The sequence below is a fragment of the Embleya sp. NPDC050493 genome (genome assembly GCF_044458105.1).
Taxonomy (GTDB): domain Bacteria; phylum Actinomycetota; class Actinomycetes; order Streptomycetales; family Streptomycetaceae; genus Embleya.
Genome location: NZ_JBITHP010000007.1, coordinates 125,910 through 148,471 on the forward strand (window position 1 = coordinate 125,910; position 22,562 = coordinate 148,471).

The 22,562-nt window shown below is 70.9% G+C and carries 20 protein-coding genes, 3 tRNA genes and 1 pseudogene; 11 read left to right on the plus strand and 13 right to left on the minus strand.

Annotation, left to right across the window (positions count from 1 at the left end; all coding sequences use genetic code 11):
- Positions 1 to 220: 220 nt before the first annotated feature.
- Positions 221 to 1,159 (minus strand): RNA polymerase sigma-70 factor, encoded by a 939-nt coding sequence (locus tag ACIBM5_RS16455; RefSeq protein WP_396007478.1) that lies wholly within the window; start codon positions 1,157 to 1,159, stop codon positions 221 to 223.
- A 170-nt stretch (positions 1,160 to 1,329) separates the two neighbouring features.
- Between ACIBM5_RS16455 and ACIBM5_RS16460 the strand changes: the two genes are divergently transcribed.
- From ACIBM5_RS16460 to ACIBM5_RS16470, 3 genes are all read left to right on the plus strand, one after another.
- Positions 1,330 to 1,812 (plus strand): carboxymuconolactone decarboxylase family protein, encoded by a 483-nt coding sequence (locus ACIBM5_RS16460; protein ID WP_396007479.1) that lies wholly within the window; start codon positions 1,330 to 1,332, stop codon positions 1,810 to 1,812.
- Positions 1,813 to 1,893: 81 nt separating this feature from the next.
- Positions 1,894 to 2,379 carry a carboxymuconolactone decarboxylase family protein gene (locus ACIBM5_RS16465; RefSeq protein ID WP_396007480.1) on the plus strand — a complete coding sequence of 162 codons (486 nt, stop codon included), beginning with the start codon at positions 1,894 to 1,896 and terminating at the stop codon, positions 2,377 to 2,379.
- A 391-nt stretch (positions 2,380 to 2,770) separates the two neighbouring features.
- On the plus strand, positions 2,771 to 2,968 hold the full coding sequence (locus tag ACIBM5_RS16470) for a hypothetical protein (RefSeq protein ID WP_396007481.1): 198 nt from the start codon (positions 2,771 to 2,773) through the stop codon (positions 2,966 to 2,968).
- Between the two features lie 976 nt (positions 2,969 to 3,944).
- On the opposite strand, the gene ACIBM5_RS16475 is transcribed toward ACIBM5_RS16470, so the two are convergent.
- Positions 3,945 to 5,021 carry a protein kinase family protein gene (locus tag ACIBM5_RS16475; protein ID WP_396007482.1) on the minus strand — a complete coding sequence of 359 codons (1,077 nt, stop codon included), beginning with the start codon at positions 5,019 to 5,021 and terminating at the stop codon, positions 3,945 to 3,947.
- Positions 5,022 to 5,188: 167 nt separating this feature from the next.
- Positions 5,189 to 6,382, minus strand: a complete 1,194-nt coding sequence (locus ACIBM5_RS16480) for a permease-like cell division protein FtsX (protein WP_396007483.1) — start codon at positions 6,380 to 6,382, stop codon at positions 5,189 to 5,191.
- Between the two features lie 682 nt (positions 6,383 to 7,064).
- Between ACIBM5_RS16480 and ACIBM5_RS16485 the strand changes: the two genes are divergently transcribed.
- From ACIBM5_RS16485 to ACIBM5_RS16510, 6 genes and pseudogenes are all read left to right on the plus strand, one after another.
- Positions 7,065 to 7,137, plus strand: a tRNA-Arg gene (locus ACIBM5_RS16485).
- A 12-nt stretch (positions 7,138 to 7,149) separates the two neighbouring features.
- Positions 7,150 to 7,223 (plus strand) — tRNA-Arg (locus ACIBM5_RS16490).
- 107 nt (positions 7,224 to 7,330) lie between these two features.
- Positions 7,331 to 7,403, plus strand: a tRNA-Glu gene (locus ACIBM5_RS16495).
- A gap of 1 nt (position 7,404) precedes the next feature.
- Complete coding sequence (locus tag ACIBM5_RS16500; RefSeq protein ID WP_396007484.1) at positions 7,405 to 9,789, plus strand: hypothetical protein; 2,385 nt, start codon at positions 7,405 to 7,407, stop codon at positions 9,787 to 9,789.
- 486 nt (positions 9,790 to 10,275) lie between these two features.
- On the plus strand, positions 10,276 to 10,665 hold the full coding sequence (locus ACIBM5_RS16505) for a VOC family protein (RefSeq protein WP_396007485.1): 390 nt from the start codon (positions 10,276 to 10,278) through the stop codon (positions 10,663 to 10,665).
- Positions 10,666 to 11,000: 335 nt separating this feature from the next.
- A pseudogene (locus ACIBM5_RS16510) lies at positions 11,001 to 11,081 on the plus strand (toxin Doc); the annotation flags it as partial.
- A 70-nt stretch (positions 11,082 to 11,151) separates the two neighbouring features.
- On the opposite strand, the gene ACIBM5_RS16515 reads toward ACIBM5_RS16510, so the two are convergent.
- From ACIBM5_RS16515 to ACIBM5_RS16550, 8 genes are all read right to left on the minus strand, one after another.
- The gene (locus ACIBM5_RS16515) at positions 11,152 to 12,165 is read right to left on the minus strand and encodes a hypothetical protein (protein ID WP_396007486.1); all 1,014 of its coding nucleotides are present in this window, start codon (positions 12,163 to 12,165) and stop codon (positions 11,152 to 11,154) included.
- A 67-nt stretch (positions 12,166 to 12,232) separates the two neighbouring features.
- The gene (locus ACIBM5_RS16520; RefSeq protein ID WP_396007487.1) at positions 12,233 to 13,477 is read right to left on the minus strand and encodes a hypothetical protein; all 1,245 of its coding nucleotides are present in this window, start codon (positions 13,475 to 13,477) and stop codon (positions 12,233 to 12,235) included.
- A complete protein-coding gene (locus ACIBM5_RS16525) occupies positions 13,478 to 13,807 on the minus strand; it encodes a hypothetical protein (RefSeq protein ID WP_396007488.1) in 330 nt (109 codons plus the stop codon). It lies immediately after the preceding gene.
- Between the two features lie 116 nt (positions 13,808 to 13,923).
- Complete coding sequence (locus ACIBM5_RS16530; RefSeq protein ID WP_396007489.1) at positions 13,924 to 14,622, minus strand: response regulator; 699 nt, start codon at positions 14,620 to 14,622, stop codon at positions 13,924 to 13,926.
- Positions 14,619 to 15,842, minus strand: a complete 1,224-nt coding sequence (locus ACIBM5_RS16535) for a sensor histidine kinase (protein ID WP_396007490.1) — start codon at positions 15,840 to 15,842, stop codon at positions 14,619 to 14,621. Before ACIBM5_RS16535 ends, ACIBM5_RS16530 begins: the two co-directional genes overlap by 4 nt.
- Before the next feature lie 106 nt (positions 15,843 to 15,948).
- Positions 15,949 to 18,159: an MMPL family transporter gene (locus ACIBM5_RS16540; RefSeq protein ID WP_396007491.1), complete on the minus strand. Its 2,211-nt coding sequence runs from the start codon at positions 18,157 to 18,159 to the stop codon at positions 15,949 to 15,951.
- Positions 18,160 to 18,449: 290 nt separating this feature from the next.
- Positions 18,450 to 18,731, minus strand: a complete 282-nt coding sequence (locus ACIBM5_RS16545) for a hypothetical protein (RefSeq protein ID WP_396007675.1) — start codon at positions 18,729 to 18,731, stop codon at positions 18,450 to 18,452.
- Positions 18,732 to 18,749: 18 nt separating this feature from the next.
- Positions 18,750 to 18,932: a hypothetical protein gene (locus tag ACIBM5_RS16550; RefSeq protein ID WP_396007492.1), complete on the minus strand. Its 183-nt coding sequence runs from the start codon at positions 18,930 to 18,932 to the stop codon at positions 18,750 to 18,752.
- Positions 18,933 to 18,994: 62 nt separating this feature from the next.
- On the opposite strand from ACIBM5_RS16550, the gene ACIBM5_RS16555 reads away from it, so the two are divergent.
- Complete coding sequence (locus ACIBM5_RS16555) at positions 18,995 to 19,414, plus strand: hypothetical protein (RefSeq protein WP_396007493.1); 420 nt, start codon at positions 18,995 to 18,997, stop codon at positions 19,412 to 19,414.
- Between the two features lie 423 nt (positions 19,415 to 19,837).
- Here the strand turns inward: ACIBM5_RS16555 and ACIBM5_RS16560 are convergent, their stop codons facing one another.
- The gene (locus ACIBM5_RS16560) at positions 19,838 to 20,164 is read right to left on the minus strand and encodes an ArsR/SmtB family transcription factor (protein ID WP_391589634.1); all 327 of its coding nucleotides are present in this window, start codon (positions 20,162 to 20,164) and stop codon (positions 19,838 to 19,840) included.
- Between the two features lie 84 nt (positions 20,165 to 20,248).
- Here ACIBM5_RS16560 and ACIBM5_RS16565 point away from each other — a divergent pair, with 84 nt between their 5' ends.
- Positions 20,249 to 21,499: an MFS transporter gene (locus tag ACIBM5_RS16565; protein WP_396007494.1), complete on the plus strand. Its 1,251-nt coding sequence runs from the start codon at positions 20,249 to 20,251 to the stop codon at positions 21,497 to 21,499.
- Between the two features lie 353 nt (positions 21,500 to 21,852).
- Here ACIBM5_RS16565 and ACIBM5_RS16570 read toward each other — a convergent pair whose 3' ends face one another.
- Positions 21,853 to 22,455: a TetR/AcrR family transcriptional regulator gene (locus ACIBM5_RS16570; protein ID WP_396007495.1), complete on the minus strand. Its 603-nt coding sequence runs from the start codon at positions 22,453 to 22,455 to the stop codon at positions 21,853 to 21,855.
- Between the last annotated feature and the right edge of the window lie 107 nt (positions 22,456 to 22,562).

Below are 22,562 nucleotides of genomic sequence, written 5' to 3' on the forward strand. Positions count from 1 at the left end.
TGCGCGGCGGGCCGTGCCGACCGCGCTCTTCCGGAGTGGGAAGTTCCGCCAACGAGACCGGCCCCGCCTGGGGCGGGGCCGGTGGATGCTTCGAGTGTGCAGGGTGGTTGGCTTCGCGGCCGGGGCCTTCGCGCATCCGGTTGAGGCGAGGGTCAGTCGTCGGTCGGTTCCGATCACCACCGGACTCTGTCGGGCGGGAAGCCGGCACGTACAACTTTCTTCAGCGGCGCAGGGCGGTCTCCTGCTCGACGCGCGACAACTTTTCCGGGTTGCGCACGAAGTACAGCCCCGTGATCAGGCCGTCCTCGGTCCGCACCGTCAGGACACCCTCCACCGCCCTGCCCATCCGGATGATCAGCGCCGGGTGGCCGTTGACCTGGGCCGACTGCACCGACACGGAGCCTGCGATCCGTCCCAGCCCGACCGTGAGCAGTTCGGCAACCGGGTCGACGCCCACGACGGGCGACAGCGCGGCCTGGACGACCCCACCACCGTCGCTCAGGAAGACGACGTCCGGGGCGAGCAGGTCGAGCAGGCTCTGTAGATCGCCTGTTTCGACGGCCCGTCGGAACGCCAGCAGGGCCACGCGGTTCTCGGCCGGGGACACGACCGCGCGCGGTCGGCGGGCGGCGACGTGGTTCCGCGCCCGGTGGGCGATCTGCCGGACCGTGACCCGGTTCTTGCCGACGGCCTCGGCGATCTCGTCGTAGTCCAGGTCGAACACCTCCCGCAGCACGAACACCGCGCGCTCGGTCGGCGTCAGCGTCTCCAGCACCAGCAGCATCGCCATCGAGACGCCCTCGGCCAGTTCGACATCCTCGGCGACGTCGGGCGCGGTCAGCAGCGGCTCGGGCAGCCAGGGGCCGACGTAGGTCTCCCGGCGCCGGCGCAGCGAACGCAGCCGACCCAACGCCTGGCGGGTGGCGATCCGAACCAGATACGCGCGCGGTTCCCGCACGATGCCCGGATCGACTTCCACCCACCGCATCCAGGTCTCCTGCAGGACGTCCTCGGCGTCGGCGGCCGAGCCGAGCATTTCGTAGGCCACGGTGAACAGGAGGTTGCGGTGGGTGACGAAGGTATCGGTGGCGCGGTCCACACCGTCCCCGTCGGCAGGCGGCCGGGTGGTTTCCGCGGTTCGGTCGCTGCGCTCGCTCATCATCGTCTCCTGCTCTGTTCCTCTTCGTGGCGTCACGCACGAGATGCCGGTCCCGCCCTCGGCGTGACACCCGATCCCGGTGACATGGGCCACACCGCCGCGTTGTCACGCGGTTCGGGTCGCCGGCATCTCCTGTACGACTTCGCCCGACGACGTGCAAGGAGCGCACGATGACCGCTCGTCTGAATCTGTTCGGCAACCCGACCGCGACCGCCGCCAAGGCCGCCGCCCACTTCGGCGCGGCGAGCAGGACGATCCTGCAGGATTCGAGTCTGCCTGCCGCGACCCGGCAGCTGGTGCTGCTGCGCGCCAGTCAGATCAACGGCGACGGCTACGCCACCGACGTGTGGACCAAGAACGCCGCAGCCGCCGGAGAGAGCGCCACCCGCCTCAACCTCGTCGCCGCCTGGCGCGAGTCCACGGTCTTCACCGACGCCGAACGCGCGGCGCTGGAACTCACCGAGCAGGGCACCCGTATCGCCGACGCGGCCGGCGGCGTCGACGACGAGGCCTGGAACCGAGTACGCGAGCACTACGACGACGACCAGTTGTCCGATCTGGTGATGCTCGTCGCCCTCATGAACGCGACCAACCGCATGTCCGTCATCGTCCGGCAGCCCGGCGGGGACTACGAGCCCGGCGGCCTCGGTTAGCCGGCGGTCCGCGTCCCCGATCCGCAACACCTCGCGCGAAGGCTCCGCGCGGGATTCGAACCCACGAGTGAGGACACAACGATGGAACCCCGTTTCGACCTGATGGCCAACGACCTCGGCGCCAAGATCGCCAAGCGGATCTACAACGTCGCCCTGGCGATCGTCGACTCCCCGCTGCCCCGGGCCATCCAGGACCTGGTGATGCTGCGCGCGAGCCAGATCAACGGCTGTGGCTTCTGCGTCGACTACCACACCAAGGACGCCGCGGCCGCCGGAGAGACCGCGGTCCGCGTCAACCTGGTCGCCGCCTGGCGCGAGTCGACTGTCTTCACCGACGCCGAACGCGCGGCGCTGGCGCTCACCGAGGAGGGCACCAGGATCGCCGACGCCCACCCCGGCGTGTCGGACGAGACCTGGAGCCGCGTACGCGAGCACTACACCGACGACCAGATCGCCGCACTCGTCTCCCTGATCGCCATGATCAACGCCAACAACCGGCTCAACGTGATCGTCCGCAACCCCGGAGGCTCCTACCGTCCCGGTCAGTTCGCCGACATGACCAACTGACCGCCGCACCCACCGCCGCCGGCGCCCGCACAGGGCCGCCGCCGGCGGTGGGGCCCGACCACGCTCTCCCGGACCGGGACTCCGCCCTGGAGGAGCCGCCGAACGCGCCCGGCCAAGCTCTCGATCACGTGGAGACGGGTAGTCCAGGGGGCCTTTCCCGACATGTGGAGACGGCAGTCCAGGGGGCCTTTCCCGAGGCACGCTTCCGGGAGCCTGCTCGGGCGTCCGAGATCGTGGCAGCCGAGATCCGAGCGCAAGCCGGTAGTCCGTAAGCCGTCGCAACCGTGCGACGCGTCGCGCACGGGACGGGCGACCCGTGGAAGAGGGACACTGGAGATGCAGCGGCACCGCACCCGGCGCCGCCGGGTGCGGTGGGCCGCAGGAGGTCACCATGCCTGACACCGAGGTGCGCGGCGAGCACCGACTTCACGACGACCACCACGGTATGCACTCGCCCCCGCGCGTGGTGGTGCGGGGAAGCGACATGCGCCCGTCCGACGAAGACGCCACATCGGAGGAGACCGCCCACGCCTACGAGACGTCGCAGGCCGAGGGCGACCGCACCGAGGACGAAGACGAAGACGGTTGACGATCAGGTCGGCACGAGGCCGCACGGCCTTCGGGAGCGCCGGCGATGCCGGGAGACCGATGAGGGCACCCACCCGCCAGATCACGCGCAAGCCCTCACCGTAGCCGTGGACAGAGCCGAAATCGCGCTCGCAGGCAATTGCGAGCCGCCGCGGGCCGACCTTTCGCGCGATCCCGCGGTCCCGGACGACGTCGCGATCCCCCGGCCCCGGGCGACAACACGCCACGACTGTCGGTAGGAATCTCCACACTCCGCGTGATGACATCGAACTCGTCCCTCCCTGCGCCGCGCATCACTCCCGCCGATCCCGACGGCGTGATCACGAGACCCCGCGTCGAACCCGGAGACCGCCGACGGTCGGGAGTCTCTCGATGAGCGGTGAGGAAGCCGTCTCGGGCCGGAACCGGCACGTCGAGTCCGACCGTCGACTACACGCGCGCCGCGATCCGAGCCATCCAAGCCGGCCACCTCTACAGCGAGTTCGGCTGGACCTGACATCGAGCACGCACCCGGTCCGTACGGTAAGGGTCCCCGTCGTGAGCGAGCCCGCACCACCCGACACCGCGACAACCATGCCGGTGCCTTTGCCACTCGGTGACCCGGCTCGCAATGCCCACCCTGCGGACACCACCACCCGGGAACCCGCGGCGGCGACAGGAGGGTGCAAGGTCCGGTCGGCGTGGTTCGGCGATCACGGGTCGCGTGACCCCCGGCGCGATGGTGTCGGGAGTCGTCGAGCGGGATGCGCCCGGCCACACCCGCCGCGCACGCGAACTCTGCGCCACCACCCTGCCCGGCGACCCGTGGGAACAGGCCGTCATGTCACCGCGTGCCTGGCGACCCTTGGTCACCCCCACGCGGGAACGATGCGGCTCGCTCGCACCGTCATGTCGGTGGAGGCCGTGTCCCCGCAGGCCGTCGCTTGGTACCAGGGCAGAGCTTCCCTGCGCCGGGTGGCATCCGTCTTGTAGGCACATCAGTCGACGGATGGGCCGTGCATGCGGCCGATCCGGCGGGTCTCCTCCAGCGGATACGGGGTCTGCCTGCTCCGGCGCTGGAAGGTGCGGTTGAAGTCCGAGATCACGGCGGCGGTCGGCGCATGCCGGGCGAGGATCGCCGCGGCCTCCTCGGGAATTCCGGTGGGGCGCTTGCCCTCCGCGAAGGCGCGCACCAGCTCGTAGCGGCCGTCCCCGTCCTCTCTCCGATATCCGAACAGAGCGGTGACCAGCCAGTTCACCAGATACGTGGCGGTGTAGTCGCGGTCGTAGGTCCGATGCCGGTCGAAGAAATCGGTCTCGTCCTGCGACAGTTCGAACCGGGAGGACAAGGCGAGGCCGTAGTCCGCGAAGTACAGGCGCCGACCGTCGGTCAGGATGTTCTCGAAGTGCGCGTCGAAGTGCAGGAGCCCGCGGCTGTTCATGAACGAGGTGCCGAGCGCCAGTTCCCTCTCCACCATCGTGCATGCCCGGTCGGCGGTCCGCTCGCCGGCTTCGACCCGGGTGCCCAGCCACCGGTGCAGGTTCTGCGGGATGTACTCCAGGAACAGCGCGACGCTCGCCGAGGACTCCCGGAGAGCCCGGATCCGGCGGCGTACCCGCGAATCGCCGCCCCAGTAGGCCACGGCCCGTTCGACGTCCGCCAGTTCCTCGGGCAGGGGCGTCGTGTCCGGCAGCACTCTCCAGTGGTACATCAGGGGGAAGCCCTCGTATTCGCCTGCGAGTACCCAGTTCGTCGTCATGGTGTGCACGGCGAGCTCTCTCCAGGCCCCGAAGCCCGGCCCGCCGATGGCGCCGACGCCGTAGTGGCAGAAGACGGGCACCTCGAACAGGTTCGCCGTGGACCGGACATGCTCGGGCCGTCTTTCCAGGTCGGTGAGAGGCACCCGCTTCACGAAGACGGGGGTTCCGGCGACCTCCAGCAGGGACGCCTTCCCGCCGATGCCGGACCCGATCGGCATTGCCGTGTCCACGAGTTCGCGCAGCGCGCGATCACCGCACATGGCCAGGGATGTGGAGACGGCGCCATGGGCGGTGAGACGTGCACCGTGCGACATGTCAGGGACTTTCACTGTTGCCTCCATCCGGGTGCCGGCCTCGCGTCGCGCATCCCGCGATGGTGGCGAATCCGAGCCGAGCTGCGACCACCGCACCACCGGCCGCACCTTCCCGGTGACCTCATGTGTGCGCACGAGAGAAGCGTGTGCGAGATGTGTGGGTTCGTTCAGTCGCGGCCGGCCTGTCGAAGGTGTTCCGCTGCGCGGCGGGCGAGTCGGTCCGAGGTGGTGGGGTCGAGGCCGGTGTCGGCGGGGAGCGTGATGGTGGCGAGGTTGGGCCCGATGCGTACGAAGATCGAGTCGACGGTTCTGGTGGTGCCGCTCTGGTTCGTGACGATGCGCATGCCGAGTGTTTCGTCCCCGACGGTGGGGGCGGCGACGGCACGAAAGCGTGCGGAGGCACCCGCCCACGGAACGGGCAGGTCCGCACAGCCGGACAGCATGGCGCGGGTCATGGCCAACTGAAGCGCGGCGCCGTTGCCTTCGTATGCCTGGACGGTGGCGACCACTCGGGTTCCGGCCGTGTTCTCGAAGGTTCGTTGTGCGCCGAGGAGGACGACGATCGGGCCGGTCGGGGCACCCGCCAGGGCGCGGTCGCACCCGGCGTCGCCGCTGACGCCCGAGTACGGCGCGGCGGCCGGTTTGGGCCCGGTGTCGGTCAGGGCGCCCGCGGTCCAGCCGGTGCCCACGTCGTCCACGGTCAACACGGCGCGCCCGGCCCGCTCCGGGGTCAGTACGGCCGTGGCGGGGACCGGGGGAGTGGTGGGAGGTCCGGAGAGGGTGTGCTTCATGGTCGAGGCAACTCCCGGGCGTCCCTCGAACGCGGAGGCCACCGTCGTGATGGTGCCGGGGTCCTTGAGTTTGATGCGGAAGGACTCCGGGAGTTGCTCGGCCGTCATGGCGTCGAGGAGGAGAGGTTTGTCGGCGTTCTGCGCGCGAAACAACTCCCACGCCTGCCTCCGGTCCTCGAAGTACACGTGCTTGACCTGCGGCGTGGCTTTGAGTGCGTCGAGGATCTCCTGGCGTTGGGTGTTGGTGACGGCGCCGTTCGAGCAGCCGCCCGTCTTCGGGTCGGAGGTATGGCACAGGAACACCGCCAGGTCCACCTTCCCGGCCCAGAAGTCGACGCCCGGCGGCAGGTTGTCCGTGTCCCAGGAGGGAGCCTCCTCGTCCGCGCCGTCGGAGCCGGGCCCGGCCGACCCCGGCGACCCCGCAGCTGCCGAAGGGGCCGCCTTCGGCTGCTGCGGGTGTGCCTTCCCGCCGTCGCCGCCGGAGCAGGCGGCGGCCGTCGTGATCGACAGGATCACGGCCGCGCACCGGCCGGCGATCCCGCCCGTGCGGGAGGTGCTTCGCTTTCCCATGTTCATTCCCCCGATGTGAACGTGTCTGGTACCGAGCGTAGTTGCCGGGTCCCTCACCGGATACGACCCACCCTCGTGGGTGTCCGACGGATCGGAAGTCCGCCGCGACCGCACGCTGTTTTGGCTGCTGCCGCGTCGTGTTCGGCGGCACGGGCGACCGGGTCGGATCACGACCGGGATCGGTCGGTCCGGCCTGTTCCTCTCGGAACGTCCGAGGTCTACCGTTTGCGGCCCGGGGGAGGACCGGTGTCCTGCGTCGCCGGGCGCCTCCGCCCGCACGCCCGAGGGGCGACCCTCCGGTGTGCGACTCCCGGCGCCTGGCCCCCGCCCGCAGCCTCCCGGCCCAGGTCAGGGGCCCTCGTGCTGCCTGCGGAGAGCCGGATCGACGAGGGACCGACAGGCAGGCACGTGCATGACGACGACGGCTACGACCAACGCCCCGAACCCCCGCGAACCATCGAGGAGTTGCGGCAGGCGTCATGCTCCTGCCGAGCCGGGCGTGCCTGCAAGGCGTAGAGATGCTGCCGGAGGGGAGCCGGGCCCCGGCCGGGGCCGATCACGGAGCGTCGGGGACACGCAGCGAACCATGGCCGCCGCACGCGCTGTGCGGATAACCCGGTTGCCGGGCCCGCGGCTCGGGCCTAATGTCGTCCTCGTCGGCGGGCACTTCGCCGGCGCACCACAACGTGTAGCTCAGTCAGTAGAGCACCGGGCTTCGGACCCGGAGGGCGCGGGGGCGGGACCCGCCACGTTGGCGAACGTGACAACGGCGTGTAGCTCAGTCAGGGAGAGCACCGGGCTTCGGTCCCGGAGGGCGCGGGGGCGGGGCCCGCCACGTCGGCGACATCGGAACGCGGCGGCACCGGGATCGGCCGGGGGAACTCCGGGCCCGTAACCCGCACAAGGCGGTGGGGCGCGCGGTGCCCGCCGTACCGACCGCAACGACCACGACGTGTAGCTCAGTCAGTAGAGCACCGGGCTCTCAACCCGGAGGGCGCGGGGGCAGGGCCCGCCACGTCGGCATGAACGAGATGCACGTGCAGCCCGTCGCCAACCCCGGCTATGCGGATTGGCAGTTGGCCAAGGCATTCCGCACCGCCGCCTCCCACGAGAGCGAGACGACCCGGCTTCGCGCCGAGGAGCGCGTGCGCCGCTGGACGCAGGTCGCCCGCGGCATGGCCGACGGCTCGTTGGCCATCGGCTCGCGCACGCCCGTGCGCGGGCTTCCCGCGTGGGTCACCCCGGAGGTCGTGCGCGGCGGGTTCGCCACCGGCGACGCCGCGGCCGGCGGGCCGTGGACCGCACACGAGGCCGAAGCCGCCGCCCGGGCCGGGCTGCGCACCGGCGATCGGCTCGCGGTGTTCCGGTACTTCCTCACCGACGCGGGCCTGGCCGAACTGCACACGATGCTCGACACCGGCCGGTATCACGTCGCGGTGCCCGAGGAGGCCGCGCTGCTCACCATCGCGTGGCTGCTGCGCGCCGGGGACCGCTTCGCGGCGCTCACGCTGCTCGACGAGATCGCGCCGTACGCGGACCGCCTGCGCTTCCTGCCGGGCCCCAGCGACACGCCGGTGCCCGACGGCTCCGTCGTGCACCGCGAGTCCGTGGGTTCGTTGCGGGCCACGCTCGGCGCGCGGCGTCCCAAGCCCGCGGTCGAGGCGATGAACGAGGCGCTGACCGTGTGGAATCCGTTCGCCGACCAGTTGCTCGCGCACTGGCTGGAAACCGTCGAGGACGGCCGGCTCGACGCGATCCGACCGGCGGGCTGGACCGAACGCGGCCGTGAACTCCTGCGGCGCTACCGGCGTTTGGCGGCGCAGCACACGTTGTGCACCAAGCACCGCAACCCCAGGGAGAACTCCGCGATCCTGCTGGCCGCACTGGCCGAGGCGCTCGGTGACACACGGGTCGATGGTGTTCGCGTCGCCGGCACCCACATCGCGGACGCCCGCGCCGCCCGCTCCGCCGGGGCCCGCACCGCCGGACCCCGCTCCGGCATCCGCGCGAACGTCGGTGCGCGTGGGCCTGCCCGCCCCGGCCTGCTCCCGCACGCCGTCGACGCGATGGTCGTCAAGCGCGGCGCGCCCGGTTCGCCGCCGCACGCCGAACTGCGGGCCCGTCAGGCCGAGGACGCGTCGACCGCGACGCTCCACGAGCTGGCACGCGTCCTCATCACCCGGTTGGCGAACCTGCGCGACGACGCGGGTCTGCCCGACACCGCGTGGCTGCTCGTACCGGTGACCGACGAGGAAGCCGAGCGCACCGGCGTGCGCGCGGGCAGCCCGATTCCGGACAGCCTGCGTCACCCGGTCGAGCGCGCGCTCAGCGCGCCCGTCGCGACGCTCGTCGAGCGCGGCATCGTGCCGTCGGCCGAGGTACTGGCCGAGCTGGTCCCGCAACTGGTCGCCGCGACGACCGCGTTGGCGTACCACGACCCGGCCCTGCGCACGCTGATGACCGCGGGGTACGGGGCGTTCGCCGAGCGTCGCTCGCTGCTGCTCCTCAACCTGGAGCACCAGGTACGGCTGGAGGAGTTGCCCTGGGTGCGGGCGGTGTCCGCGTATCGGCGGGTGTCGACCGACACCGCCGGGAACGCCTGGGAGGCGCTGAACGAGTTGGGCACGCTGACGGTGCGCGCCTTCCCGGGCACGATCGTCCCGAACCCGCTGCTCCAGGAGCTCGGTTCACTCGCGCGGCAGGCCGGGGTCAAGGCGGTGTTCACCGAGGAACTCGCGGCGGACATCTTCATGGGCACGTTCTCCGCGAAGTTCCTGCGCGCCGCGCAGGACGCCGCGGCACTGCTCGAAGGGTCGCTGTACGCGCGGTATTACGGCATCGACTACGCCGCGATCCGCGCGATCGACGACGTCAAGCGCGAGCGTGGGCTTGCGGCGAACACCTCGGACGCCTTCGCCGAGTTGTGCCGGGAGCGGGCCGGCATCGATCCGCGGGGCCGCTGGTGGGTCGCGGCGAACGGGAAGGTCATCGAGCAGGCGCAGATCCTCACCACGCACAACCTCGCCGCGCTCGTGCACCCCATCGGGGTCGAACCGGCGGAGGGCTGGGCGGAGCCGGCGCGGGGCGCGTACCGCACGGTGTGCCGGCTGGTGCAGCAGATCGCCGGGAACCCGCGATCGCTCGGCACCGTCAAGGACGCCGCGTACGCGTGGCGGCAGACGTTGTTCTTCCTGTCCCTGTGCGGGGTGCAGGACCAGTTCGCGGTCATCGCGTGGATGGCGGAGGAGACGGCGCGCCGGCCCGAGCACACCGCGCGCCGCCTCGCGCCGGTTCTGGCCGGGCTGCGGCACGTGTTCACCGGCGGCAGCCTGGACGACCCGGCGGTGCCGAACGTCCGGCGGTTCCTCGGCTGGGCCACGGACGGGCACTGGATCCGCGACGCGTGACGCGCGGGCGCCGCGACCACGAGCAGCCTCGCGGCCGCGGCGCCCCGCCGTTCGTGCATGGGCTCGGGCGCAGGCGGGCCGGGGCAGGCCGGGCAGGCGGTGCTGCTCGTCCGGGCGTCACCGCGAGGTCGGGCGCTCGATCCGGTCTCCTCGCCGGTCTACTCGACCGGGGCGGGCGGGCTTGTCATCCGCCGCCGAGCGCACAGCTCGACGCTTTCGGCCAGGACGCGGACGTTGCCGAGGATGCGGTCGTGCTCGGGCAGGCACATCGCCGCGCGCACGACCCGACCTTGCGGGACGCCGGGCCCGCACCGCCGTGACGAAGGCCGAACGCCTCCTCGACTCGGTCGGCCGGTCCGCGTCGGCCGCAGTCCTGGTCGCCTACCGTCGCGCTGGAACAACGACTAATATCGACAGCGACATCGCGTGTCGGTCACCGACTGGGTGAGGCATGGAGGTGTTGGGATGTGCCCTCGGAGGCATTCCTTGTCAGTCGAGTTGAACCACACGATCGTCCATGCCCGGGACAACCGGGAGTCTGCCGAGTTCTTCGCGGACCTGCTGGGCCTCGAGATCACCGCAGAGTGGGGCCCCTTCATCGCGGTCGACCTGAGCAATGGCGTCACGCTGGACTTCGCCACGATCCCCGCAGACGAAATCACTCCGCAGCACTACGCCTTCCTGGTCTCCGAGGCGGAGTTCGACGCGGCATACCAGCGGATCACACAGCGCGGCATCGAGCACTACGCCGACCCGCACCGGCAACACCCCGGCGCGATCAATCACAACGACGGCGGTCGCGGCGTGTACTTCATGGACCCGGTCGGCCACGCCATGGAACTCATCACCGTGCCGTACGGCGGCCGGCGGCCGTAGGCACATGCGCTGAGGGCTGCACCCTGTGTCGGGTGGCAGCCCTCAACTGCTGCTCGGGCCGAGGATCCGGCACCTGCTGCGTCGGCGCAGACCCCGACCGGGTCACGGTGGCGGGGTAGTCGGCCGAGGCGGGTCGATTGCGGCGCTGCCGACGACGGAGCCCACGGCGCGCTCTCCGATCCGGCCAAGGCCCGCGACGCCCTGCTCCGGGTAGCGAGCGCCCACGACCGCAACACGCCTGTCGCCGGTAGCGCCCGCACCATCCTGCCCCGGGCACGACCGAACCCCTGATCTGCCGGATCGTCGCCATCGAGGACCGACGCACCCATGTCGACGTCCCCGCCGTCGCCCGCCACCGCGTCAACACCCCACGCCTGGGAGAGGACGCCGACCCCGCATGGCGCGCGGCAGGTGTGCGTTACCGATGTGGTCCCTTCGGTGGCCTTTTGCCGTCCCTGACTGCGTCGTACCCCGGCGGCCGCCGGTTCAGGAGGGGTGGAAGGCCACCCGGATGTTCGCGTCGACGGGGGCGACCATGACGTAGCCCCGGGCCTTCGTCCAGTGGCTGGGGATGAGGAACATCCGGGCGTTGGACTGGGCGAGTAGGCGCAACCCCTCGTAGCGGAAGCGGAACCGCTGCCCCGACGGGTCCACCGGCAGCACGGTTTCGCGCACGCCCGGATAGTCGAAGTGGAGCCGCTCGGTCGTGTCGACCACGACAGCCGGCCTCAGCCGCAGGTGCGCCGCGAGGTAGCGGGCGTCGCGAGTGCCGTGCTGCCCGGCGTACACGTTCGCGGCCCAGAAGGACGACAGCACGACGAGCGCGGCGACGAAGCCCAGGGCCGTCGTCTCCCGTGCGGCGGGGTGCTCGATGCCGGAGCTGCGCAGGGCGAACACCCGTGCGCAGGCGACGAGAAGGAGACCTCCACCGATGAGCAGCGGGGTCGTGAGCGCGGCGCTGGGCCAGACCCGGAATCCGCCGAGCATCCCCGCCGCGAAGAGCAGGAGCCCCACGACCATCAGGGCGTGGAGAACGCGCCGCACATGGGGAGGCCGGTCCGCCTCGGGACGGCATCCGATCGCGGACGCGAGGTGGTACGCGAGTACCGTCACCAGGCCCAGGGCCAGCGTGACTCCGGCCGGAAGGTAGAGCGGGCCGGCGCTGCGCAGGAGGTAGTCCTGGGTCGCGAAGCCGAGCGTTTGCGCGTCGATGCCGAAGTACTCGTACAGCGCGTCGGTGTAGACGAACCCGAAATACAGGAGTAGCGCACCGATGACCGTGGTGGGGGCGAGGATCGAGGCCAGGGTGCCGATCCAGCCGGCTGCGGTGCGCGAGGCCGAGTCGCCGTCCCGACCGGCTTCGCCGTTTTTGCCGGGGCCGTTGTCCGGTTCGGCGTCCTGGCTGTTGGTTCGATCGTTGCTGCGGTCGTGCCCGCGGTCGTGGTCTCGTCCGTTGCCTTCGTCGCTGTTGCCTTCGTCGTCCTCGTTTTCGTCCGTCATGGTTCTCGGTCCCGGTGTCGTTGTCGGGCCGCCGACCGGCGGGCCGCTCCTCGAATGTCGGTCGGCCTCACGGGGGCGGTGACGTCGGCCCCTTGGGGTTCGACGTCGCCGGAGCGGAGGTCTTCGGGTTCGACGTCGCCGGGCCGGAGGTCTTCGGGTTCGAGGTGGCCTGCCCGGTGGGCGGTGGGGCGTGGGGGTCGGATGACGTACCGGGTGCCTTCTGTGGGGCCGAGGGCGAGGTGCCGCCGTCGGACGGTGTCTTCCCCAAGACGTTGCTGGCCGTTTGGCGATGCCCCTGTGCGTCCGTCAGTTGGGCACAGACCGTGTGTGTGATGCCGTCCGAATCGCCCCCGAACGAGAAGTCGGCGGTCTGGGTGGCCTTCGGGAGGACGGTGATCGTCTGCTGAGGGGGATCCGCGCGCCGTTGGTGTTGTGCGTCGGTGCAGTCGGCGAGGGTCACCGTGCCGACGAACGTCGTGGTGGTCGAGGAATTGCTCACCACCACCTGGGCGAAGGGCCAGACCCCGGGGAAGTAGCCGGAGAGGCGTCCCGCCGACTCGAATCCGCCGCCTCCTTCGGGGTTCGGCGCCTCGCCCGCCCCGCTTTCCGCGCCTCCGGGTTCGCCGGAACCCTGCGAACCGGAACCCGGCGCGGTCCCCGAATGCGAACCCGAATCCGAACCCGACGTCGAGGACGACGATTCGACACCCTCGGGATCCGTCCTCTTATCGTGTTCGGATCCCCCCGACGAGCAGCCGCACAGCACCGCCGACGTCGTGGCCAGGATGGACAGCGCCGCGATCACCTTCGTACCCCTGGTGCCCTGCGACGCGGCCCGAAGTCGCCCTGTCTTTCGCATGAACAGCATTCTGCGGATATTCATCTGAAAAAGCGAGAAACCGGTACATATGGGTGTGGCGCGTATTCGCCTTCGCGGCGCAGTCGGCGCCGGCCGACCCGATGGGACGAACGTCCGGACTCCCATCCGCCGTGATCCACGCCAGGTCCTCGTCTGTGGTGGGGGCTTGGTGGCGGGGTCGCTCGCACAGGCGGGGTTGCGGAAGAACGCATGCGGCTCCACGTTCGCCTCGGCGCGCGGGGTGCGCACCACCGTCCGGGGTGCGGCGTTGTCGGCGGGGGCGGTACGGGCGAGGCCGCGGTCGATCTCGCGGGCGAGAGTGGTGACGGGAACATGTTCCAGGACCGAGGAGAGGTCGAGCCGGCCGTCGGCGAGATCGCGCAGAACGGTGGCGGTCGCGTGGCTGAAGCGGGCGCCGTGGGTGGTCTCGTCGGCGGCACAGGCCGCGATCACCTACGCCTTGCGACGGTGCCCCGAAGGGCGTTGGGCGAACCGGACGGCCAGGGCCTGTCCACCGCCGCACACATCCGGCAGGAACAACACCGGCCCCACCGGACCGTTCTGCACGGCCTTCGGCAACTCGTCCACGTCGATCGTGGTCGCCCACAACAGGGCGCCGCGCTCGCTGCCGCGCACGGCCGGACGCAGGCTCGCCCCGCCCCGGGCGATCTCGCCGTGGCCACAGCAGTGCACCACCAACGGCTCGCCTGCAGCCTCGCGCAACGCCCGCGCCCACACGCTGCGGAAGCCGTCCAGGTCCGGATCGAGCGTGGGCGTCCTCACGACCGCACGTCCCCCGTCGTCGAGGCGGGAATCGGTTCCCGGTACGTGGCCCGTTCGGTGACCGAGGCCGGGCGGTCGTGCCGCGTGGGTTGTTGAAGGGCCTGCCGTCGGAGGCGTCAGGTGTTCGTGTGTCTTGTGCCCGGCCGAGGTGGTGGATGTACGCGTACGAAACCGGTTTGGTAGGCGATGGCGACGAGCCGGCCGCGGTGGCGGGCGCCGAGCTTGGTCATGATGCGCTGGATGAAGGTGCGCACGGTCAGCGGGCTGACGTCCAGGTATTCGGCGATCTCGTCGTTGGTGAGACCTCGGGCGGCCTGGGCCAGGACTTCACGTTCCCGGGGGGTGAGGGTCTCCAGTGCCGGGGGCGTTGCCGTCGGGGGGTTGGGGCCGGCGAGGTAGCGGGTGACCACGGCGTGGGTCGCCGGCGGGGACAGGACCATGTCTCCGGCCGCCACGGTGCGGATGGCGTTGAGGAATGCGGCGGGGTCGACGCCTTTGCCCAGGAAGCCGCTCACGCCCGCGCGCAGGGCCCTGGTCACGTATTCGTCGGTCTCGAAGGTGGTCAGGACGAGGACGCGCGTGTTCGTGAGGGTCTCGTCACGGGTGATCTCCTCGGCGGCGGCCAGGCCGTCCATTCCCGGCATTCTGATATCCATGACCACGACCTCCGGGGTGGTGGCGCGGGCCAGTCGCACGGCCTGGGTGCCGTTGGCCGCGACGCCGACGACTTTCATGTCGTCGCCGGCGTCGATGAGGATCCGAAAGGTTCCGGCGAGGAGTGCCTGGTCGTCGGCGAGCAGTACCCGGATCGTCATTCGCTGTCCTCGTGGTGGGCGAGCGTGACGTCGGGGGGCCGTGGCGCGGCGGGGAGCTCCACGATCACCTCGAATCCGGCGTCGGAGCGGGGGCGGGCGCGCAGACGCCCGCCGACGGCCCGGGCGCGCTCCCGCATGCCGATGAGCCCGTAGCCGGCCGCGTTGGTAGTCGTCCGCCGTCGTCCGTCGTCCGTGATCGTGATGGTCAGCAGGCGGCCGGTGTGGGTGAGGTGGACCGAGGCCGTCGTCGTGTGCGCGTGTTTGGTGACGTTGGTCAGGGCCTCCTGCACGATCCGGTAGGCCGTGAGGTCGACACGCGGTGACAGCGTCTGCCGGGGGCCGTCGCGGGTGAGTCGTACGGTCAGGCCGGCGTTTTCGAAGGAGGCGAGGAGCGCGGGGAGCAGGGCCAGGCCGGGCGCGGGATCCAGCGGAGCCGTCTCGTCGCCGGTCTGGCGCAGCAGTCCCACGGTTGCTCGAAGTTCCTGCAGCGCGGAGGCCAGGGTGGCGGTGAGGTCGCGCCGCGCGAGCTGCGCCTGATCCGGCTTGGTGGACAGCAGATAGTCGGCGGTGGCGGCCTGCGCGTGGGCGAGTGTGATGTGGTGGGCGACGACGTCGTACAGTTCGCGGGCGATACGTATTCGCTCCGCGCTCACCCGAAGACGTGCTTCGTCCTCCCGTGTGCGCTCGGCGAGTTCCGCGCGTGCCTCCACGGCGGCGATGTAGTCGCGTCGGCTGCGCGCGGAGTCGGCTACGGCACTGGACAGAAGGACGAAACCGACGAGTCCGACCTGTTCGGACCGCATGTGCGCGCCGTTCGGTGCCCACACGACGGAGACGGCGAGCAGTACGAGGCCGCAGGCGGCGGTGTAGCGGCCGGTGGTGCGCCGGTCGGTGCGCCGGGCGAGGGAGTACAGGGCGGCCATGGTGGTGCCGGTGACGGTGGAGCTGAACGGGTAGCCCAGCGAGGCGCCCATCGCGCCCAGGGCGGCACTGCACCCGGTGGTGCCCGCCACCGTCAGGCGCGGGAATCTGCGGTGGGCGAGGAAGAGGGCGGAGGAGATCGCGGCGACCACCACCGCGGGCAGTGGCGGCCACTGGGTGATGCGGGGAGGCTGCCCCATGGCTGTGGAGACGATCGTGACGCCGGACAGCGCCACGGCGAGCGTGGCGTCGACCGTCCGGGGACGGCGGCGGGCCCACAACCGCAATTGGGCGATCACGCGGGCTCCTTGGTCGGTCGTTGCCTTGTCGTCGGTTGGGGTCCCGCACTGCGGAACGCGTCGGGCCACCCGTGCCACCGCGGGCGGCCCGAGGCGGTCGACGGGCTCAGGTGTTCACCGATTCGTCCCGGTGTGTGGTCTGTGCCGGCAGGGCGATGTCGGGAGTGAGGCGCCGGGTCAAATTCTCGCCCTCGACGTCCATGTCGGGCAGTACCCTGCCCAGCCACCGAGGCAGCCACCACGCCGTGCGACCCAGCAGGGCGAGGGCCGCGGGGACCATGGTCATCCGGACGATGAAGGCGTCGAAGAAGACGGCGGAGGCCAGGCCCAGGCCCAGCATCTTGATCATGGAGTCGGTCATGCCGATGAAGCCGGCGAACACGGCGATCATGATGACGGCGGCGGCCACGACGACCCGGGCGCTGTGCCGGAAGCCGGTGACGATGGCTTGGGAAGGCTGCTCGCCGCGGACGAAGGCTTCCCGGACGCGGGTCACGAGGAAGACCTCGTAGTCCATGGCCAGGCCGAAGACCACGCCGATCAGGAAGATCGGCATCATGCTCATCACCGGCCCGGTCTGCGGGACACCGAGCGGGCCGCTCAGCCATCCCCACTGGAACACCGCGACGATCACGCCGAAGGACGCGGCGACCGAGAGCAGGAAGCCCAAGGCCGCCTTGAGCGGTACGAGCACCGAGCGGAACACGACCATCAGGAGCACGACGGCCAGGCCCACCACGACGGCGAGGTAGGGGATGAGCGCCGCGGTGACCTTGTTCGAGACGTCGATGTTCATGGCGGTCCGACCGGTCACCAGCATGGATGCGCCCGCGTCGGCCTCCAGTTCGTTCGCTTGGGTGCGGATGGCCTTGACGAGGTCCTTGGTCGCGGTGGCGCTCGGGCCGGTGCCGGGTACGGCGGTGACGACGGCGGTGTCGCCGGCCTCGTTGAACACGGCCGGCGAGACGTCCACCACTCCGTCGGTGGCGGTGAGGATCTCGGTGGCCCGGGTGACGACCGTCTTCGGGTCGGCGGCGTCCTTGGCGTCGACGACCACGGTCAAGGGCCCGTTGAAGCCGGCGCCGAATCCGTCGGCCAGTGCGTCGTAGGCGCGGCGCTGGGTGGTCGAGGTTGGCTGAGCCTCGTCGCCCGGCAGGGTGAGCTGCAGGTCCAGTGCCGGGACGGCGACCACGCCCAGGCCCGCGATGCTGAGCAGCAGCACGGCCAGCGGCCTGCGGATGACGAAGCGGGCCCACCGGCTGCCCGCGGGCTCCTTGGCCGGCGGGGTCGGCTGCCCCGGTGCGCGGTGTGCGCGGGGCAGCACGGCCCGGGGGAAGAAGCCCAGCAGCGCGGGCAGCAGGGTCAGCGCGACCAGTACGGCGACCACGACGGTCCCGGCTGCGGCCAGCCCCATGTCGGTCAGCATGGGGACGCCCGCCACCGACAGTCCGGCCAGCGCGATGACGACCGTGGCTCCGGCGAAGACGACGGCGGATCCCGCCGTGCCCACCGCCAGGCCGGCCGCCTCTTCCGCCGGGTGCCCCTCGGCTCGTTCCGCCCGATATCGCGAGACGATGAACAGCGCGTAGTCGATCCCCACGGCCAGGCCCAGCATGAGTGCCAGGGTGATCGTCGTGGTGGACATGCCCGCGGCGATGATCGCGCAGATCCCCGCGGCGAGACCGACGAGCGCGGTGATCAGCGGCAGACCGGCGGCGACCAGCGCCCGGAAGGTGAGGAACAGCACCACGGCCGCGACACCGATGCCGATCAGTTCGGTGACGCCACCGAGTTCGGGGCCCGCGTCCACGGCCGATCCGCCGACCTCCACGGTCAGGCCCGCGTCCCGACCGTCCTGGACGGCGTCCATGAGGGACTTCTTCGTCGCCTCGGTCAGGTCGTCGCTCACCGCGTTGTAGGTGACGGTCGCGTACGCGGTGGTGCCATCCTTGCTGACGGTGTTGTCGTCCTGCGTGAAGGGGTTCAGGACCTCCTTGACCTGAGCACCGCGGGCGACCGCTTCGAGGACCTTGTCCACTGCCGCCCTGCTGTCGCCGGCGGTCACCTTCCGCCCGTCGGGGGCCGCGAAGACGATCCGTGCGTCGGCGCCCTCCGCGTTTCCGCCGGGGAAGCGTTCGTCCATCAGGTCGAAGGCCCTCTGCGATTCGGTGCCCGGCATCGAGAATCCGTCGTCCTCGGCCGCCGGCGCCGTGGCTGCGGCGAAGGCGCACGCCGCCAGGAGCACGATCCACACGAAGGCGAAGTATCGGCGTCGTCGGAAGGACAATCGACCGAGTCGGTAGAGCAGTGAAGCCATGACGAGGCGCTCCAGTCGGCAAGAGGGAAAGCTGTGCAACGGCGACGAGGCCACGCTCCGGCCGCGTGGGCCACGCGGGCGCGTGGCGCCGGAGCCATGACTCCATCGTTCGTGACCGGGGGCATCCTCGTCGTCCGGCGCTCGGCGACACTGCGGCGTACTGAAACGGCAGTACGCGCAGAGCGGGAGGTGCGCCAAGGGGACGCCCGTGGGACCGCACGGCTGCCGCCGCACGGTGGGGCCCGAGTGGTCGTGCGCGCCCGGCGCTGCGGGCCGGCGCCGGCGGTGCCCTACGACGAACGACTGCTCCAGTCCCGCGCGGAGTCCCCGAGCGCGACACTCAGGCCGCGGCGTCGAGTTCCGCGTGGCGCGGGAGTCGCCAGTCGCCGCCCCGGTCCTCCTTGGAGAACCGCGCGACGAGTTCGGGGACGCGCAGGAAGCAGGCCGGTGCCGTGACCCGGTGGAACGCGCCGCCGGTTGATCTCGCCGGCCGGGACGTATGCGCCGACCAAGCCGCCGGAGACGCCCATGCCGCTGTAGGGGGAGGCGCAGTGGGCGGCATCTCCGACCAGGACAACGCGCCCTTTGGATCAGGTGTCCGTGCGTACCTGCACGACCTCCTGGGAGTAGAAGCTCTCGGTGGTCCGCATGCCGTCGACGAAGCGCTCGGTTTGCCCTCCCGCGTCGCGGAACCTGTCGGTCCAGAACTCCTTCTGGCGTTCGACCGGCCGGCGGTGGACGTCCGAGGGCTGCGCGGACTCCTCCCGCAGCACGCCTCGTTTCTATCGGTGATAGGCACATTCACAGCGTCACCTATCACCGATAGATTGTCAACGTGAAGGTGAACCGCGAGAACGTCGTCGGCGAGGCACTCGACCCGCTGGACAAGGTCGGCCTGGACGCTGTAGGTACCCGGCGGCCGGCGAAGCGCCTGGGCCGCGAAGACCGATGGCTCGGGCGGCAGTTCCTCGGACAGCGCTGCCGGAACCGCAAGCACGCGGACATCGGTCTCGCCGTAGGAGCGACTGCGGTGGACTTGGAAGGGCGGCACCCACGTGATGCGGTTCGCCGGCGCCACCCAGGTGCCGACCTTGGTCGTGGTGACGAGCGCCCCGGAGGCGGCGTACCTCAGCCGGCCGTAGTCGTGGAAGTGCGCGGCGATGTCCTCGCGGTGCGGCATGAGTTCGCAGGCCGGCGAGTCGTCGGTCCAGAACACCGCTTGCTGTGCAACCCCGGTCATCAGCAGACGCCATAGCCCGCGGTTGGCGGGCCATCGGAATAGGAGACCACGATCCGGTAACGCGCCCGTGAGGGCACACTCCCGCATCGCTCATCTTGGAGGCGTACCGGGGTCGGCGCTCCGGCCGGTCGGCCGCATTCCTGAACCGATGGGCGAGTCGGTCACACCCGGGAGTGGACGAGCCGGACTCGGCAACGGGCAATCAGCGCCGAGAGGTTCCAAGAACGATCCGATCGATCGCTTTCGACACGCTGCGCCGAAGATCCGGGTTGTGCGGGTCCTCACCGGCGTGTGTCGGGCGCGGTGGGAAGCGAGTTCTTCGCTCGATTTCCGGTTGAATCCTGTGCCCGAGTCTCGGACGAGCGTCGACCCAGGCCACGAAACGCCCGCTGCCGCGCCGCCGAGGCCCAAGCCCCGAGCCCCAACCCCCCAAGCCCGTCAGCCCTCGCGCGCCAGGGCCCCCATCAGCGCGTCCAGCAGGCCCGGTACCGCTTCCTGAAGGGCGGTACGCCGCAGGCGGTGGCCGCGCGAGGGACCGACCATGACCGGATGGAGGATGCCCGCCTCCACCAGGATCTTGAAGTGGTGGGTCGCGGTGGATTTGCTCAGGTCCTCGTACAGGTCCGAGCAGGGAGCTTCGGCGGCGGGATGCGTCGCCAGACGATGGACCATTTCCAGGCGTACCGGGTCCGCGAGGGCGCGCAGCAGCTTCCGGACGCCCGCGACGGGCGGCAACCGGTCCGGTGGGATCTCCCAGGACGGCATCGGGCAACTCCAAGTTTGACGAGCATCGTACTTCACCCTAGCCTCTCCGAAGTACGATCCTCATCCAACTTATCAGGAGTCCTCGTGCGGGCACTCTCCCCGGGCCGCCGGCCCCAGCCATGGAGCTACGCGACCCTCCTCGTCCTCCTCACGCTCGGGCAGGCGACCTCCGCCATCCCGTCACCGCTCTACTCCCTGTACGCCGAGAAGTGGGACTATCCGCCCTTTCTGACCACCGTCATCTTCGCCGCGTACGGAACCGTGGCGGTCGTCGCGATCCTCGTCTCGGGGGCTCTGTCCGACCGGTACGGCCGTCGACCCGTGCTCCTGGTCGCGGTCCTCCTGCTGCTCGCCGGGCTCGCCGTCTTCGTCTTCGCAGCAGGACCCGGGTACCTCGTCGTGGCGCGGATGCTCAACGGCGCGGGCATCGGCGCGATAGTCGTCGTCGGCGGAGCCGCCCTGCTGGACGTGAACCCGGAGCGGGCGGCGCGGACCGGGACGCTCACCGCCATTGCATTCAACGTCGGCATCGCCGTCGCCGCGCTCGCCACCGCGACCCTCGCCCAGATCGACTTCCACCCACTACTCCTGCCGTATCTCGCCGACGCGATCATCGCCGTCGTCCTGTTCATCCTCCTTTTGGCAATGCGTGAGCCGCACCCCTCGGCCGGCGCCGCGCCGCTGGAGATCCCACGTCCGCAGGTGCCCAAGGAGATCCGCGGGCGCTTCGTCTTCGCCGTGATCGGTGCCGGTGCCGCCTGGTCCGTGCTCGGGGTCTGTTTCTCGCTGGAACCCTCGATCGCATCCCACGCCGCGCACGTCGACGGGCCGCTCTTCGGCGGCGGCGTCATCGCGGCCGTGACCCTGACCGCCGCCTTCGCCCAAGTCGTCAGCGCTCGCCACCCGGCCCGCACGGTCGCACTCGGCGGTGACCTGGCGCTCGCCGTGCTCATGCCCGTCGGGGTGGGCGGCTTCGCGACCGGCAACGCCGTCGTCATCATCGTCACCGTCGCACTCCAAGGCGGCGCCTACGGACTGGCCTTCGGCGGCTCCCTGCGCCACCTGACCGCACACATCCCCGCCGAGCGGCGCGGGGCGGTCATGTCCATGTTCTACCTGCTCGCGTACGGCGCGCTCATCACGCCCACACTCCTCGTGGGCATCGGCGCGACCGTCTGGAGCGACACCGTGATCTTCCCCGTCTTCTCCGTGCTCGCGGCGCTCCTCTGCCTCTCCGCCGTGGTCGTCGAACGCGTGCCGGGCCGTCGAGCAGGACGCCCCGACGTGACGCGGGCACCGGCACCCGAGGTGCGGCGGGCGAGCAAGGTCGACTGACTGGCGGCCCCCCGTAGCGGGCGGGCGGGGCACCGGTCGAGGGCAGGGGCGTTGTCCTCATGCCGGGTAGCGGGCGTCGGCGGCGAGGAGGTCGTCGTGGAACGCGGGCGGCGGGTCCGCCTGTTGGAGGTGTTCGGCGGCCGGGCGCATGGGCTTGAGGTTCTGGGCGACGGTCCACTCACGGCCGCCGCATCGGTCGATGAGTTCGGCGATGGCGGCGTCGTCTCATCCCCGGCCGTCGTAGTAGGCGGCGAGGAACTCGCTGTCGGGGTGCCCGGATGGGAGGGCGGCCGCGACCATGGGCGTCGTCTTGCGGCGGCGGATGCGTTCGTCGCCACTGCGGCCTCGACGGCTTATCTGGGTTCCGCGCCCAGGAAGCGGGTGAGCAGCAGGTGCAGCGTCGGGGCCTGGTCCAGTGGTGCGAAGTCGGGGTCGGTCGCGCCGCGTGCGAACAGGCCGTCGATCTGGGCGGTCACCCAGGTCGCGGCCCGGTCCGGGTCGAGTGTGTCGTCGATTTGCCCGGCCGCGGCGGCGCGGCGGAGCAGGTCGGCGATGCCGGTGCGCAGTTGGCGGTCGTTGCGGGCCACGAGGGCACCGATGTTCTGGTCGCGGCGGGCCTCGGCGGCGGTGTCCAGGGTCAAACCCGCGTAGGTGGGATCGGCGGCCAGGCGCACCACCGCGTCGATCAGGCCGAACAACGCGGCCAAAGGATCCTCTCCGCGCGAGAGTTCGGCGAGATAGGCCGCGGTCTCGACGCCCTCCTGCTCGATCAGCGCGACGATGATCGCGTGCTTGCTCGGGAAGTAGTGGAAGACGTTCCCGGGGCTCATGCCGGCGCGGGCGCAGATGTCCGCCGTCCGGGTTCCGTGGAATCCCTTGTCCGCGAAGCAGGTTGCGGCGGCTTCGAGGATCTGGCGGCGTTTGGCGGCGTGCTTTACGGGGTCGACTGTGCGCATGGCATGCTCACCCTACCTCGGTGGTCGATGTTGGATGTGACCGGAACAATAATAGACCGGTTAGTCGATTAAACAATCGATGCGGTCGGGCCCCACGCTCCCCGAGG

Excerpts from the sequence above, each read along its gene's own strand:
- ACIBM5_RS16455 (WP_396007478.1), bottom strand. The coding sequence starts at position 1,159 with ATGAGCGAGCGCAGCGACCGAACCGCGGAAACCACCCGGCCGCCTGCC.
- ACIBM5_RS16460 (WP_396007479.1), top strand. The coding sequence starts at position 1,330 with ATGACCGCTCGTCTGAATCTGTTCGGCAACCCGACCGCGACCGCCGCC.
- ACIBM5_RS16465 (WP_396007480.1), top strand. The coding sequence starts at position 1,894 with ATGGAACCCCGTTTCGACCTGATGGCCAACGACCTCGGCGCCAAGATC.
- ACIBM5_RS16470 (WP_396007481.1), top strand. The coding sequence starts at position 2,771 with ATGCCTGACACCGAGGTGCGCGGCGAGCACCGACTTCACGACGACCAC.
- ACIBM5_RS16475 (WP_396007482.1), bottom strand. The coding sequence starts at position 5,021 with ATGTCGCACGGTGCACGTCTCACCGCCCATGGCGCCGTCTCCACATCC.
- ACIBM5_RS16480 (WP_396007483.1), bottom strand. The coding sequence starts at position 6,382 with ATGGGAAAGCGAAGCACCTCCCGCACGGGCGGGATCGCCGGCCGGTGC.
- ACIBM5_RS16500 (WP_396007484.1), top strand. The coding sequence starts at position 7,405 with ATGAACGAGATGCACGTGCAGCCCGTCGCCAACCCCGGCTATGCGGAT.
- ACIBM5_RS16515 (WP_396007486.1), bottom strand. The coding sequence starts at position 12,165 with ATGACGGACGAAAACGAGGACGACGAAGGCAACAGCGACGAAGGCAAC.
- ACIBM5_RS16530 (WP_396007489.1), bottom strand. The coding sequence starts at position 14,622 with ATGACGATCCGGGTACTGCTCGCCGACGACCAGGCACTCCTCGCCGGA.
- ACIBM5_RS16540 (WP_396007491.1), bottom strand. The coding sequence starts at position 18,159 with ATGGCTTCACTGCTCTACCGACTCGGTCGATTGTCCTTCCGACGACGC.
- ACIBM5_RS16560 (WP_391589634.1), bottom strand. The coding sequence starts at position 20,164 with ATGCCGTCCTGGGAGATCCCACCGGACCGGTTGCCGCCCGTCGCGGGC.
- ACIBM5_RS16570 (WP_396007495.1), bottom strand. The coding sequence starts at position 22,455 with ATGCGCACAGTCGACCCCGTAAAGCACGCCGCCAAACGCCGCCAGATC.